We start from the raw sequence: 14,439 nt of genomic DNA, 5'->3' as shown, positions 1-14,439 counted from the left end.
CGCTAATTTTTTATATTCGAAGATTTTATTTTTATAATCACGAGTTTGGACGTCGGTGTATTGCTTTTTGCAGCCACACTGTCTACCGGCACCAACACATTCGTTTCCGGAAAGTAAGTAGCTGTGCACTTTTCCGGTATGTCGAATGATACAATAATGAAGCCATAAGCTACACGTTCCGTCTGGCCGTGATAGTTATATAAATCCACGATGTCTCCCGGGTGAAAGCCCGCCGCAGCGATATCCGCAGGATTCATAAATATTACCCGTCTTTCGTGGTATACGCCCCGATAGCGGTCATCTAAACCGTAGATCGTTGTATTGAACTGGTCGTGGCTACGGATGGTCATCATCATGTATTCATCGATGGCCAACGGCGTTGTCAGTACCGCCGCTACGTTGAAATTAGCTTTTCCGGTAGAGGTATTGAACTGTCCTTTGCGTGCACCATTTGGAAGATAGAAACCGCCGGGATGTCTTACTCTTTTATTGTAATCATCGAAGCCGGGAATTACTTTTTCGATAGCATCACGTATGGCATCGTAGTGAAGGGCATACGTGGCCCAGGGAACATGTGATGCTTCGCCAAGCAAGGCTGTTGCCAGTTCACAGACAATCGCCGGTTCACTTTTTAAGGCGGAGGATACCGGCTGCAGATTGCCTTTGGACATCTGTATCACGCCCATAGAGTTTTCGCAGGTAACAAACTGTTGCTCATTTTGCTGCATATCTTTATCGCTGCGTCCAAGGCAGGGCAGTATAAGTGCTTCTTTACCATGCACTACATGACTGCGGTTTAATTTCGTAGATACGTGTACGGTAAGCTCGCAATTGCGCAGTGCCTGGGCTGTGTACAGGGTATCCGGTGTGGCAGAGAGGAAGTTGCCACCCATGGCCATAAACACCTTGGCATCGCCACGATGCATGGCATTAATGGCATGCACCACATCATAGCCATGTTCCTGCGGGGGCTGAAAACCGTATACAGACTGAATCTTTTCCAGGAAAGCGGCAGAAGGCTGCTCATAAATACCCATAGTCCTGTCGCCCTGTACATTGCTATGACCACGTACCGGGCAGGTGCCGGCGCCAGGCTTGCCTATACTGCCTTTCAGCAGTAATAGGTTTACTACTTCCCGGATGGTGTCCACTGCATTTTTGTGTTGAGTGAGTCCCATGGCCCAGCAGGCAATGATCTTCTTTTTATGGAAAAGTGCCTCTGCCGCCTGTTGTATCAGTTCAGGGGCCACACCACTATCTGCCATCAGTTGCGATAGCGTTTGTGTTTTCAGGTGCGCAATATAAGCTTCAAATCCCTTTGTATTGGCATCAATAAATGGCTGGTCAAATACGGTGCCCGGTGCACGTTCTTCCTGCTGTAACAGCAGCAGCGCCAGGGCTTTCAGCAGGGCCATGTCACCGTTGATTTTTACCTGAAGGAAAATATCCGTCAGGTGCGCCTTTATATTGAGTACCCCTTTTACGGTTTGTGGATTTAAGAAATTCAGCAAGCCGGTTTCCCGTAACGGATTAACGGAAATGATGGTAGCGCCGTTTGCCTTTGCTTTCTGTAACGCGGTAAGCATGCGCGGATGATTGGTACCAGGATTTTGTCCGAGGATAATAATCACCTCTGCCTCATAAATATCTTCCAGTGTCACAGATCCCTTGCCTATTCCGAGGGATTCACCCAGGGCTACACCACTGGACTCATGGCACATGTTGGAACAGTCGGGGAGGTTGTTGGTACCGTATTCCCTGACCATGAGCTGGTACAGGAAAGCCGCTTCATTACTGGTTCTGCCGGAAGTATAAAAAATGGCTTCATCCGGCGAAGCCAGCTGATGAAGATGCCGGGCAATTAATTGATAGGCATCTTCCCAGGAGATGGGCGCATAATGAGTAGCATCCGGTGCCAGGTACATGGGCTGAGCAATCCTGCCTTTTTTGCCTATCTCATAATCCGTTAATAATCCCAGTTCATCGATACTGTATTGCGCGAAGAAGTCGGGTGTTAGTTTTTTGGTAGTAGCTTCTTCAGCTACGGCTTTAGCGCCATTTTCGCAGTATTCTGCGATGCCGGATCTTTCATCATCCGGATCAGGCCAGGCACAACCCGGGCAGTCAAATCCATCTTTCTGATTCAGTTCCAGCAAGGCTTTCATGCCACGGAAGGCATTCATTTCTTCCAGGATATGCCGCATGCTGGATACAACGGCAGGAATGCCCGCCGCTACTGTTTTCGGAGGCCCCAGTTTAATACCGGTAAACCGGACTGGATTTTCTGCACTATCCATGAGTGGTGATATTTAATTTGAAATCAATTCTTTCCGGGCCGCTGTAAATATTGAACCGTTGTTCTTTTAAGAAGCCCAACAGGGTGATGTTCCACTGCGCCGCCATTTTTACGGCCATGCTGGAAGGAGCGCCTATGGCGGCTATTACAGGTATTTTCGCCATCGCTGCTTTTTGAATCAGCTCAAATCCGGCGCGGCCACTTAATAATAGTAAATGATTTTTTAAAGGCATTAAATGCTGTGCCATGGCAGCACCTATAATTTTATCTACTGCATTATGGCGACCTATATCTTCCCGCAATATCAGCAGGTGACCACTGTTATCGAAGAGCGCGGCAGCATGCAATCCGCCGGTGGTATCAAATAGCGCCTGTTCATTTCTTAACAGGGCAGGGAGACCGAATAAGCTGTCTGCAGAAAAACGGATATCGTTGTCATTAACGGAAACGGCTGTATGAATATCGGAGATGGCCGTTTTACCGCAAACACCGCAGGCGGCGGTAGCGGTAAAGTTGCGGGCAGTATTGCCTAATTGTGCAGTTACGCCGGGTTTCAGGTGTACGGTAGCAATATGGTCATCCTTATCTTCCGACAAAATTATTTCCTGGATATCATCCTGACCGGAAATAATACCTTCTGTAAAGAGAAAGCCGGCAGCCAGTTCCATATCTTCCCCCGGCGTACGCATGGTGACGGATATGTTTTGCTGCCGACGGTTATGAGAAGGCCCATGCACCAGTCTTATTTCGAGTGGTTCTTCTGCCGCCAGTATATCACTCGTGTCGGTGATACTTTCTACGGCTACTTTTGTAACGCGGGTATGAACAATTGCATTTGTCATACTCAAAATTACACTTTCACTACCATCTTACCACTGTTCTTGCCTGAAAATAATCCCAATAGTGCATCGGGTAGCCGATCAAATCCTTCTTCTACTGTTTCCGTGTATTTTATTTTGCCCGTCTTCACCCACTCAGATAGTTGTTTTACTCCTTCCCCAAAACGGGTGGCATAGTTACCAATAATGAAGCCTTGCATCAATATGCTACGGGTAACCATAACAGGCTGGATACGAGGACCTACCGGTACTTCTGTTTCATTATACAATGCAATCTGACCGCATAAGGGTACCCTGGCAAAGAAGTTGAGGTGCCTGATAACAGCATCTGAAATATCTCCGCCTACGTTATCAAAGTAAATATCTACGCCATTGGGACAAGCCGCAGCCACGGCGGCGTCCATATCTGTATTGCCTTTATAGTCAATGGCCGCATCAAAGCCAAAGGTATCAGTCAGCAGTTTGATTTTCTCGGCTCCGCCGGCAATGCCTACTGCGCGGCATCCCATTATTTTGGCTATTTGTCCTACTACAATGCCCACAGCGCCGGCAGCGCCGGAAACCACCACTGTTTCTCCCGCTTTGGGCTTACCGATATCCACCATCCCAAAGTAAGCAGTTAAACCGGGAACACCCAATAGTCCAAGGTAGTAGGTGAGGGGAATGCTGTTATCTATTTTCCGGAGATGATTGGCCGGGAAAATAGTGGCGGTTGCCCAGGGTAGAAAAGGACGAGGACCGCTGCTCATCACTGTTTCGCCAGCTTTGAAGTGGTCGTCTTTGCTTTCGATTACTTCCGCTACGCCACCGCTTTCAATGGGTTCGCCCACCTGGAACGGAGGAATATATGATTTGGCATCGTTCATACGGCCACGCATATACGGATCTACAGAAAAATAGAGCGGTTTTACCAATACCTCACCAGGCATAAGTTCAGGGAGGGTCGTTTCCACCGTTTTGAAATCAGCAGCCTGGGGTAATCCTTTGGGACGGGCGGCGAGCAGAATCTGTTTTATTTTCATACACGGAGGTATTTAGACGTAAATAAAAGCAATGAATAATTAACAGGCAAAAAATGCTTTTGTTTAGGACAAGGGAAAAGTGGGTGAATACATATGAAAAATGTACATTCGGGTTGAGAAACTTCACCACTTAATTTTAAAATCTATTTATGCGTCTTGATGATGAAGAAATGAGCGACAACGTCGAGAAACGTTCCGGTGGCGGCATGCGCAACATTGGTATCGGCGGCGGTATTGGCGGCATTATCATTATAGTGCTGGCGATGCTCTTTAAACAGGACCCGCAACAGGTAATGCAGGCGGTACAACAGGTGCAGGGCTCCGGAGAGGGGCAGGGAGGTACTGCTGAAAAGCTCACTAAAGAAAATGCCTCGCCGTTTGAGGTGATGTCTTCCAAGGTGTTGCGCAGTACGGAAAGGGTCTGGAAACTGGAATTCCAGCAAAAGAACAAGACTTATGAAGTACCCCGCATGGTGTCTTTTGAAAAAGGTACTGAATCCGGTTGTGGTTTCGCGGAATCAGCCATGGGACCGTTTTACTGTCCTGCGGATCATCGGGTATACCTCGATGTTTCGTTCTTTAACGAACTGGAACAGCAATTCGGTGTAAAAGGCGACTTTGCCAAAGCATATGTTATCGCACACGAGGTGGGCCATCACGTACAGAATCTGCTGGGAATCAGCGGAAGAATGCAGGCGATGCGCTCCCGGTTGAGTGAGAAGGAATATAATAAGCTGTCCGTCATGCTGGAGCTACAAGCCGATTTCCTCGCCGGGGTATGGGCTTATCGTGCCAACCAGATCAAACCATTCCTGGATCCGGGTGATATTGAATCCGGTTTGAATGCTGCCAGCGCCGTAGGGGATGACCGTCTGCAACAGGCGAGCACCGGGCAGGTGGTACCAGATGCCTTTACACACGGCACTTCCGCACAACGGATGTTCTGGTTTAAAAAAGGTTTTGAATCCGGGGATGTTTCCCAGGGGGATACCGGTATTGGGCTGGGGAGCTGGTGAGAGAAAATTACGAATTAGGAATTACGAATTACGGATTTGTGGGTAGACAACAGCAGATGATCAACATTTGCTATCTACCCACAAATCCGTAATTCGTAATTCCTAATTCGTAATTCCTTGTAGCGTCTCAATCGCCTGTTCAATCATTTTTTCGTCCCCGGTATATTTCCCGCTCACATCTGACAACTTCACTACTGGCGTCCATCTGGGCGCATCTTCAGGAAGGGCTTCATACATTTTAATCACGATATTCAGGGCCGGTAATCCCACATCATTGGTGAAATTGGTGCCAATACCGAATGACATTCCTATTTTCCCCCGGCAATAGTTGGCGATGGTAGCCACTTTTTCATAGTCCAGGCCATCTGAGAAAATAATAGTTTTGGTGAGCGGATCTACTCCCTTCCCTTTATAATGGGTGATGGTGCGGTCTGCAAACAGGATCGGGTCTCCACTGTCGTGACGCACGCCATCAAACAGTTTGGCGAATTTTTTGTCGAACTGCTCGAAGAAGACCGGTGTGGTATACGTGTCAGACAAGGCGATGCCCAGGTCGCCCCGGTATACCTGTACCCAATTTTCCAGTCCAAGCATATTGGCCATCTTAAAGCCGTATTTGGCGGCATGGAACATAAACCATTCGTGCGCATGTGTACCCACTGGCTTTACACCATTGCTCATAGACAGGTGAATATTACTGCTGCCGATAAAACAACCGTGACCATAGTCCCGGAGCGTTTTTACCACCAGTTTGTGCACGGCCAGCGAATGTCTGCGTCGTGTGCCGAAATCGGCAATAGTAATACCCATTTGTTTGTATTTCTCAATTTTTTCACGGGTAATCCGGATCACTTCTTCATCTGCTACCCGTTGTTGTCCGGTTAACTGGTAATAGAGTTCGCAGATAAGAGACATCAACGGCACTTCCCATAAAATGGTTCTATACCAATAGCCATCGGCATGTACTTCCAGTTCTTCTCCATGTTGTGCAATATGCACTTCTGCGGGATTATAGCGATAGCCCTGCAGGAAGTCCAGGTAGGTAGGATCCAGGTAAGGGCAGGTAACTGCGAGGTATTGTTTTTCTTCGGCAGTAAGTTGCAGGTGTTGCATATTATTCACGGCTTCTCTTAATGCTTCCGCAAAACCGGGAGGAAAGGCATGCTTGCCACGGTTAATAAAAGTATAACGGGCACGAGCCTTCGGGAATAATTTTATAACACCATGTTGCATGGTGAACTTGTAGAAATCATTATCGAGGATAGATGTGAGGATCATTATTTGCTGTTTAGATTCACAATAAAATTATATTTTTGTCATTAAATCATATTGTTAGTTACCATGCAGAACATTAAAGTAAAGTGGCCCCTTAACCCACAGGAAACCGTACTGTACAAAGTAAACGCCGTTTATCTCAAAAGTACCTGGCAGGCCAAACAAGGCGCCATATGCCTGACCAACGAAAGGATTGTGTTTGAAACAAAACCAATGATGATGTTTATGTTATTCGGCATCATTGGCTGGCTGCTTACCAAAAACAAAAAAACCGATGAATTCCAGTTGTCTGATATTACCAATTTCCAAAGAGGTAAACAAGGATTCAACAAGAAGGTAGCCGAGTTTGATCTGATTGATGGTAAGAAGTATCGTTTTGGACTTACCGGTAAATGGGAAGATTTTGATCTCGCTTACCAGAAAGCCATATTGGATGTACAACCGCTTTTCAGTGTGAAATAAACGCTTAGAGTTTAGTACCGCAATATTTGCAATAGTCCGCATTGGTGTCGTGTCCTTCACGCATACAATGCGGACAAATTCTGTGATCTACTTCTTCTTTGTTACGTATTCTGCTCATTTCTACCGTGACTATGCCGGTAGGTACTGCAATAATAGCATATCCCATAATCATAATAATAGCTGAAAATGTTTGTCCCAGCGGGGTGATGGGGGCTATATCTCCATAACCAACGGTGGTGAGGGTCACTACTGCCCAGTATACACTTACAGGGATGCTGGTGAAGCCGGAATTATGTTCAGATTCTATCACATACATGATAGCACCCAGCACAACGGTTAGCAATCCAATAAAGAACAGGAATACGAATATTTTTCTTTTACTTTTTTCCAGTGCCAGTGATAATTGTTTGCTTTCATTGAGAAAAGGCACCAGTTTAAAGATCCTGAAAATACGCATCAGGCGCAGGATACGGATGGTGAGCAGAAAATGGGCACCACCATAAAAAGCTTCCACATAAGTTGGCAGGATACACAGTAAATCCACTATGCCATAAAAACTGCGCATATAGGCGCTGGGCCTGTAACTACACCATACCCTGAACAGATATTCAATAGTGAAGATGATGGTAAATACCCATTCCAGTAAATGAAAAAGATCGCCGTATCGTGTCTGCAGCGGCACTACACTTTCCATCATTACTACTGCTACGCTGATAAGTATGGCGATGAGCAGTATGATGTCAAATATTCTTCCGGCAGTAGTGTCAGCCTCAAAGATGATGCTGTGCCACTTCTCCTGAAAGGGACTTAGTTGCCGTTTCGAATCGTTAGTCATCCTGCTGAGTTATGATGTTTAAACAAAAACTTGTTTATTTATGTTTAGTGAAAAATTATTAATTAGTTGAGATGCAACCGTTTTTTAACTTTGTATACTCCATGCGTGATGAATTGTTTAATCCTTTAACCATATTATGGCGAAATCTGATATCAGTGCGAAACTGCGCATGAACATTGCGAGCGCGGTTATTAGAACACATACTGCCTACCGGCTGAGATTACTGAATGTTTTTATGCAGGCCGGACTGGATCTTACGCCCGACATGTACTTTATTTTGCGTTACCTGTGGGGCGAGCAGGATGGCAGCCGTCAACAGGAACTGGCTGATAAAACAGGCAAAGATAAAGCCAGTCTTACCAAGTTATTGGACAACCTTGAAAAGCGGAACCTGGTGAAACGTACCGCTGACGAAACTGACCGGCGGAGTAAACGGATTTGGTTGACTGCAGCAGGTAAGAAATTAAAGGAAAAAGTATACCCGTTGGCGTTATCTGTAGTGGAGATGGCAGAGAGAGGGATTTCCAGGAATGAACTGCAGCAGGCGCAGGGAGTATTGGAATGTATTTATAATAATATTAAAAGATGATCATCGAAGCTTTTCCTATCTTTAGATTATGCTTACCGGTATATTGATTAATTTATTTGAGCGGGATCTCAGTAAACTGGAACAGGAGATCGCCGCGTATGACACCTCAGCAGCTGTATGGCGGGTTCCTCCCGGCATCACCAATGCTGCAGGCAATCTGTGTTTACACCTGTGTGGTAATCTGCAACATTTTGTGGGTGCTGTACTGGGAAAAACGGGGTATGTACGTAACAGGGAGCTGGAATTCAGCGACAGGAATGTGCCAACAGAAGACTTGCTGGTATTGATCAGCAGCACACGGCGTATAATCCTTACCGTTATTGCCGGCTTAACAGAGGAAGACCTGGAAAAAATTTACCCTGAAAAGGTGTTTTTTGATTCCATGACTACCGGGCATTTCCTGGTGCATCTGAGTACACATCTTAGTTATCATCTCGGGCAGATTAATTATCATCGCCGTTTAACCCAGTAGTTATTGCATGAATGCTTTTCTGCAGAAATTTATTAAAGTATATCAGCAGCTGAAATACTTTATATGGCCATATGCCGCCGTTGTATTTGTTGTGCTCTTTATCCGCCTGCTGTTCACTAACCGGGTAGACGCCTATTTTTTTATTAACGGGTTGCATACGCCGGCAGGAGATTTCCTGTTTCCCTATATTACAGAACTTGGAAGTACATCCGCCGCCGTATTGATTTCCCTGCTATTGTTACTGATCCGGAAACGTATGGGCGCTGTTATGGCTACGGCCTACCTGTTTACCGCTACCATTAGTTTCACGATCAAAGCGCTGGTAGGTTTTCCCCGCCCGCACCGCTATTTTACCGGCCGTTTACATGACATCTATTTTGTACCCGGCGTTGTTGTACTTGATAATTTCAGAAGTTTCCCTTCCGGACACAGTGTATGTGCATTCACCGCAGCAACGGTGCTGGCCTACTATGCCAAAAATAGATACCTGGGGCTGCTTTATCTCGTGTTGGCGATGCTGGTGGCTTATTCCCGTATGTATATGAGTCAGCATTTCCTGGAAGACGTAACAGCCGGATCTTTGGTGGGCGTATTTTTCACGATGGTATGGCTTAGTTTCTTCGGTCGTAAAGAAGCGCAACTATCAGGACAATAAATCTCTCTTCTGTTCAATTTCCTGTATAAGGGAATCCTGGTGTTGTTTCAGCATATCATTGTATAGCCTGGCCGGATTTGTGGGCTCGGGTACTCTTTCCTTATACCATACAGGTGTAGGTGTATATCTTGCCCATAATATTTCATAGCCAATATAGATCTGGTATTTGCCTTCTCTTACATTATCCGTGTGGCCCAGGCGTCTTTCCTCCCCGGGAGCCAGGTTTTCAATCAGGCGAGCCTGATGGGTGGTGCCCATCGTGGTAGTGATGACCTGGTCAATAGCTACTGTCATAAATCTTTTGTCTGACAGGTTTTTAACACTCCGCAAATATTTGGAGACACTGAAAACGCTGTTGGAAACACCCACTATCCTGGCGGCCTGCATGGCATCTTCTCCTGCAACAGGCTTTAATTTCTTTTCCTTAAAATTAGCGCTGCGGAAGCTTTGGGTTCTGAAATGGATATACCACATCATGAAAAAAAAGAAAATAATTACCGGAACATACATAGTTAATAGCTTTTGAGGACGGGGTTTGTTAAATCATAACTAGGCTACAGCAGGTCAACAGGATTTTAATTATCATTTTGATAGTGCTAAAATAACGGGAATCATTCATGGAATTGTAAATCCGATGTTAAAGAAAGTAAGATTATATTACCTCTTCACGGTAGCTTTTCGTAAAAATGAGTATTTTTTTCTGACGTTAACAATTAAATCACAAAATTTCTCGATAGAATCCTGCAACTTTGCCCCATTGCCAAAAACAGGTGTTTGTAACCAGGTCAGCTTTAGGGGTTAACCCCCATCTATTCTTCGCTTAATATTCCCCAAATTTTTTTAATATATATTAGTTGGGCATTTGCATGTCAATAAACTCATCCGGTTGTCGGTATGAGATATTTTTATCATGATCGGGAGATGGCGGACCAGGTTGGGATAAAGCTACAGTCTGGTAGCTGGAGCAGTCCTACTATGGCCGTTTCTCACCTCCATTTACCTTCTTATTCGGTAGTGCATCCGGAAGTCATCCCCGCATCAAGTCCACCTCATCCCCGTATCAAGTCCACCTCATCCCCGTATCAAGTCCACCTCAGCTGCTGTACTTCTATAGGTACATAGCGGGTGCCAGGCATAGGCTCGACGGGGCCTATATAAGGAAAAGGTAATGCTGACTATAATGATGGGGTTCTAATGAACTATTCCCAGGTTTTCAACCTGATCCGGGATTACCGTGGGAAGAAGATAAAACTAAGTCCGGCGCTGTGAAACTGGGGGTTATAGAATGGCATGATCACCTTGTCGGCCTTCCGGGAGCCGTCTTTAAATAAGGTTCGCTGTATCCAGGGATACATCCAGTAGGCGGCTTTGGTGCTTAACATGCCCACACCGGCGCCAGCCACTACATCGCTCAGCCAGTGTTTATTATTGTACATTCTCAGAGCCCCTGTGGCAGTAGCAGCCAGATAGCCGGCTACGCCATACCAGGGCGACACGTCTTTATATTCCTGCCGGAGGAATTCTGCCGCGGCAAAGGCGGTGGCGGTATGGCCGGAAGGGAAAGAAAGGAAATCGGATCCATCGGGACGTTCCTCATGCGACCAGTGTTTCACACCTTCTACGGTTCCAGCGGTCAGGATAGCTGAAATACCCAGGATAATGGTCCGGTCGCGCAAATTGTGTTTACCGTGTACACCGGCAGCATTCAGTATATATACTGCGGCTACGGGCGCATATTGCAGGTAGTTGTCGATATGTGTCCGAAAGGTGGGATGGTCCTCTTTCAGTTCTGCTTTAGTGGTGGTGTTGAGATCCCGGAGAGTTGGATTGTTCAGGGCAATTAAGCCATAGCCTATCATCGCTGCGGGAACAGCAATTTCAGCTACCGTTACGTGAAATCCGGATGTCCGGGTTTGGGTAAGCGGGTATTTAGGGACGGCTGTTACCATGCGAACGGAATCTTTTCCGGAAGGCAGGGAATCGGTATCCTGGGCTACTGCTACGCTGCTGGAGCAGGTAAAGGCGCCCAATGCCAATCCTGCTGAGAATATCATTTTCTTCATGCATCACTCCTTAGTCAGCCAAATGTATAGGCTAATTCTGGAGGAATTCTGAATCCCTATTCACCACCCCGGTCCAATTTAGGCAGGATCATTTCTGCTGTTTGCTTCGTATACTTATTATGGAAGATAAAGGTAATGAGTAATCCCAGGAGGCAGCCGGCCAGTACAGACAACACTCTTTCTACTGCGGTATCCCATACATGCGCACCGGCTTCATGTGTCATCACAATAATGGTAGCTGCCAGGGCAGTGCGGGTCGCGGCTTCAAGGTTGAGCAGGTTACAGATGATCACTGTAATGAAAACAGCTGTACACATCATCAGGATCATATTGGGATGCAACAGGATTAAAAGGAACCCGGAAATGCCACCTACTACATTGGCTTTAATGCGTGTAACCGCTAACGTTACTGCATCAGATCCATCGGGAGACAACACCAGCATCACAGAAATTAATACCCATATGATGTCTTTATAATCAAATGCCCATGACAGGCCAAGTACTACCAGCACGCCTGTGACGCATTTCGCCGCATAAATTAATAGCCGCTTTATTCGCTGTTGATCAACCATGTTGCAATGATAATAATTTATGGAAATATCCAGCGCAGGAAATAAATTGAACTTTTGACCGTTAGGGGTTGTTGTAATTACTCAACCAATAAGCGCATGAATATAAGAAAACTATGCTACCTGGCCACACTGATGTTATCGTTTCACGCCTGTATAAAAGATGCACCCATTAACCCGGAAGCTGATATTGAAACCTTTAGGATAGACCGCCAATATTTAACCGGAGACGTTTTCATAGACCAGGCAAATGCCAGAATTGTTTTGTCACTCACACCGGAAGCTTTTGATAGCGGTGTAAGGCCAACGATTACTGTTTCTTCGGGAGCATCTGTAGTGCCTGCATCAGGCGACTCACTGAAATTTAATGGCACAGGTACGAAGCAGTATGTAGTTACTTCTGCTAATGGTGCCAATAAGAAAACATATACAATCGTGGTTGCCAACTTAGGTGTATTTGCATGGGATTTTGAGCACTGGCTGGTGAATGATAAAGATAAATATCAGTATGTGGTAGAAATAGATAGTACTATAGCAGACACCAGTGAGTCATGGTCATCCGGTAATCCCGGGGTGGCGTTATCCGGTGTAAAGAAAGATCCGCTGGAATATCCGTTGCGGGCTACCACAGATGCTTATCACGGAAAATATGCTGCGGAGTTACTGACACGTGGAGGTACGGCATTATCAAACCTGGTGGGTATTAAATTATTTGCTGGTTCTCTTTTTCTCGGTGTATTTGATCCCACAAATGCGTTTGTGGCGCCGTTGAAAGCTACGCAATTCGGACAGCCCTACCTGGGTAAGCCTTCCCGTTTTACAGGTTATTATAAATATCAGCCGGGAGAGAAATACCAGGATAAGGCCGGAAATATTATTGCAGGCATGAAAGACAGTTGTTCGATTTACGCGGTATTGTACAGAGGAACGGTTCGTCTTGATGCAACTAACATTAACACATCAGACAGGATACTTGCCCGTGCCACTATCCCTGATGGTGGGCCCAGGAGCGCCTGGACAAAATTTGATGTACCGTTTGTAGAATTACAATCATATACAGGCAATGATAAAATGATGATGGCGATTGTAGCTTCTTCGAGTAAAGATGGGGATACTTATAAAGGCGCTATAGGCAGTCGTTTGGTGCTGGATAGCGTGCAGATTGTTCCGCAATAAATCATTCATGTGCAGCTATAGATGTGGTGCCTCCATTCATCTTTCGTACCTTTGCGAAGTTTTAACAAATCGAACGGAAAATGAATGTACGGAAACTATGTTGTATAGCGGCCTCGGTGGGCCTGCTACAGTCGTGTATTAAGGATGCGCCTCTCAATCCCGAAGCAGACATCGAAACTTTCACGGTAGCACAGAATCAATTGACAGGAGATGTTTTTATTGATCAGACAAAATCTCAAATCCGCTTGTATCTGACAGAGGAAGCTTTTGAAAAAGGAATTGCACCTGTTATCAAGGTAAGTGCCGGTGGCCATGTGTCACCTGCATCCGGCGATACACTGCGGTTTGACAATACCGGGATTAAAAAGTATGTAGTTACTTCTGCAACGGGAACAGAAAGAGCATATACAGTAGAGGTAGTGCAGACCGGTGTCTGGAAATTTGGTTTTGAAAGATGGGATACGTTGGTGGCTCCATCCGGCGGCTCCTGGAAATATGTAAACCCATTGGCAGAAGACGGCCGTAATATCTGGGCTTCGGGCAATATTGGCATCGCCATCACAGGCGTAACAGCAATCAATGATTTCCCTTTGCATGTCAGCACCAATGCTTTTGAAGGTAAGTATGCTGCTGAAATGGAAACCATGCCAGGTAATGCCCTGTCCGGATGGATGGGTATTCACCTGTTTGCCGGATCTATGTTCCTCGGCAATTTCGTAACCGACTACCTGATGGAAAATCCGCTGAAGTGTACCCAGTTCGGACAACCTTACAGGGGCATCATGCCTAAAAGTTTTACCGGGAATTATAAGTACCAGCCAGGTGCGCAGTTCATAGACAAAGAGGCGAATCCTGTGCCTGGACAAATCGATAAATGCTCCATCTATGCAGTATTATACAGTGGTACTACCAGGCTGGATGCAACCAATATTCTTACTTCCGACAGGGTAATCGCTACGGCTATATTGGGAGATGGAACCGCAAAGAGTAGCTGGACACATTTCGATATTCCGTTCACACCTGTTGCCGGTAAATCGGTCATTCCGGGCGAGCCCTTAATGTTGGCGATCATCGCCTCTTCCAGTGCGGAAGGAGACCATTACAGAGGTGCTGTGGGCAGCAAACTGGTATTGGATAATTTGGAAATTGTACACGAGTAAAGATTATATC

At 46.0% G+C, this 14,439-nt stretch carries 15 protein-coding genes; 7 read left to right on the top strand and 8 right to left on the bottom strand.

Annotation, left to right across the window (positions count from 1 at the left end; genetic code table 11):
- Positions 1-2: 2 nt before the first annotated feature.
- Genes AB4Z08_RS17595 through AB4Z08_RS17585 form a run of 3 tightly spaced genes read right to left on the bottom strand, consistent with a single transcriptional unit; the run spans position 3 to position 4,157 of the window.
- Complete coding sequence (locus tag AB4Z08_RS17595; RefSeq protein WP_441575073.1) at positions 3-2,297, bottom strand: FdhF/YdeP family oxidoreductase; 2,295 nt, start codon at positions 2,295-2,297, stop codon at positions 3-5.
- Positions 2,290-3,138: a formate dehydrogenase accessory sulfurtransferase FdhD gene (gene fdhD, locus AB4Z08_RS17590; protein WP_441575072.1), complete on the bottom strand. Its 849-nt coding sequence runs from the start codon at positions 3,136-3,138 to the stop codon at positions 2,290-2,292. Before fdhD ends, AB4Z08_RS17595 begins: the two co-directional genes overlap by 8 nt.
- An 8-nt stretch (positions 3,139-3,146) precedes the next feature.
- The gene (locus AB4Z08_RS17585; RefSeq protein WP_441575071.1) at positions 3,147-4,157 is read right to left on the bottom strand and encodes an NADP-dependent oxidoreductase; all 1,011 of its coding nucleotides are present in this window, start codon (positions 4,155-4,157) and stop codon (positions 3,147-3,149) included.
- Between the two features lie 149 nt (positions 4,158-4,306).
- Here AB4Z08_RS17585 and ypfJ point away from each other — a divergent pair, with 149 nt between their 5' ends.
- Entirely contained in the window at positions 4,307-5,173 is an 867-nt protein-coding gene (gene ypfJ, locus AB4Z08_RS17580) for a KPN_02809 family neutral zinc metallopeptidase (protein WP_441575070.1), read from the top strand.
- Positions 5,174-5,275: 102 nt separating this feature from the next.
- Here ypfJ and pncB read toward each other — a convergent pair whose 3' ends face one another.
- Positions 5,276-6,451: a nicotinate phosphoribosyltransferase gene (pncB, locus tag AB4Z08_RS17575; RefSeq protein WP_441575069.1), complete on the bottom strand. Its 1,176-nt coding sequence runs from the start codon at positions 6,449-6,451 to the stop codon at positions 5,276-5,278.
- Between the two features lie 63 nt (positions 6,452-6,514).
- On the opposite strand from pncB, the gene AB4Z08_RS17570 reads away from it, so the two are divergent.
- Positions 6,515-6,910, top strand: a complete 396-nt coding sequence (locus AB4Z08_RS17570) for a hypothetical protein (RefSeq protein WP_441575068.1) — start codon at positions 6,515-6,517, stop codon at positions 6,908-6,910.
- Between the two features lie 4 nt (positions 6,911-6,914).
- On the opposite strand, the gene AB4Z08_RS17565 is transcribed toward AB4Z08_RS17570, so the two are convergent.
- Positions 6,915-7,745: an ion transporter gene (locus AB4Z08_RS17565; RefSeq protein ID WP_441575067.1), complete on the bottom strand. Its 831-nt coding sequence runs from the start codon at positions 7,743-7,745 to the stop codon at positions 6,915-6,917.
- Positions 7,746-7,881: 136 nt separating this feature from the next.
- Here AB4Z08_RS17565 and AB4Z08_RS17560 point away from each other — a divergent pair, with 136 nt between their 5' ends.
- Genes AB4Z08_RS17560 through AB4Z08_RS17550 form a run of 3 tightly spaced genes read left to right on the top strand, consistent with a single transcriptional unit; the run spans position 7,882 to position 9,461 of the window.
- Positions 7,882-8,334 (top strand): MarR family winged helix-turn-helix transcriptional regulator, encoded by a 453-nt coding sequence (locus tag AB4Z08_RS17560; RefSeq protein WP_441575066.1) that lies wholly within the window; start codon positions 7,882-7,884, stop codon positions 8,332-8,334.
- 28 nt (positions 8,335-8,362) lie between these two features.
- Positions 8,363-8,806 (top strand): DinB family protein, encoded by a 444-nt coding sequence (locus AB4Z08_RS17555; RefSeq protein WP_441575065.1) that lies wholly within the window; start codon positions 8,363-8,365, stop codon positions 8,804-8,806.
- Positions 8,807-8,813: 7 nt separating this feature from the next.
- A complete protein-coding gene (locus AB4Z08_RS17550; protein WP_441575064.1) occupies positions 8,814-9,461 on the top strand; it encodes a phosphatase PAP2 family protein in 648 nt (215 codons plus the stop codon).
- On the opposite strand, the gene AB4Z08_RS17545 is transcribed toward AB4Z08_RS17550, so the two are convergent.
- The 3 genes from AB4Z08_RS17545 to AB4Z08_RS17535 all read right to left on the bottom strand — a co-directional run bounded on the left by AB4Z08_RS17545 (position 9,450) and on the right by AB4Z08_RS17535 (position 12,096).
- Positions 9,450-9,938, bottom strand: a complete 489-nt coding sequence (locus AB4Z08_RS17545) for a hypothetical protein (RefSeq protein WP_441575063.1) — start codon at positions 9,936-9,938, stop codon at positions 9,450-9,452. The two genes, AB4Z08_RS17550 and AB4Z08_RS17545, sit on opposite strands and share 12 nt — an antisense overlap.
- Before the next feature lie 752 nt (positions 9,939-10,690).
- On the bottom strand, positions 10,691-11,524 hold the full coding sequence (locus AB4Z08_RS17540; RefSeq protein ID WP_441575062.1) for a phosphatase PAP2 family protein: 834 nt from the start codon (positions 11,522-11,524) through the stop codon (positions 10,691-10,693).
- A gap of 56 nt (positions 11,525-11,580) precedes the next feature.
- A complete protein-coding gene (locus AB4Z08_RS17535) occupies positions 11,581-12,096 on the bottom strand; it encodes an FUSC family protein (RefSeq protein ID WP_441575061.1) in 516 nt (171 codons plus the stop codon).
- 96 nt (positions 12,097-12,192) lie between these two features.
- On the opposite strand from AB4Z08_RS17535, the gene AB4Z08_RS17530 reads away from it, so the two are divergent.
- Together AB4Z08_RS17530 and AB4Z08_RS17525 are read left to right on the top strand one after the other, a co-directional pair.
- Positions 12,193-13,269, top strand: a complete 1,077-nt coding sequence (locus tag AB4Z08_RS17530) for a PCMD domain-containing protein (RefSeq protein WP_441575060.1) — start codon at positions 12,193-12,195, stop codon at positions 13,267-13,269.
- 80 nt (positions 13,270-13,349) lie between these two features.
- Entirely contained in the window at positions 13,350-14,429 is a 1,080-nt protein-coding gene (locus AB4Z08_RS17525) for a PCMD domain-containing protein (RefSeq protein WP_441575059.1), read from the top strand.
- Positions 14,430-14,439: the final 10 nt, after the last annotated feature.

Source organism: Chitinophaga sp. RAB17 (assembly GCF_052114225.1).
Classification (GTDB): Bacteria; Bacteroidota; Bacteroidia; order Chitinophagales; family Chitinophagaceae; genus Chitinophaga.
Note: the sequence above shows the minus strand (reverse complement) of the source record. Positions and strands in the feature narration are given on the sequence as shown.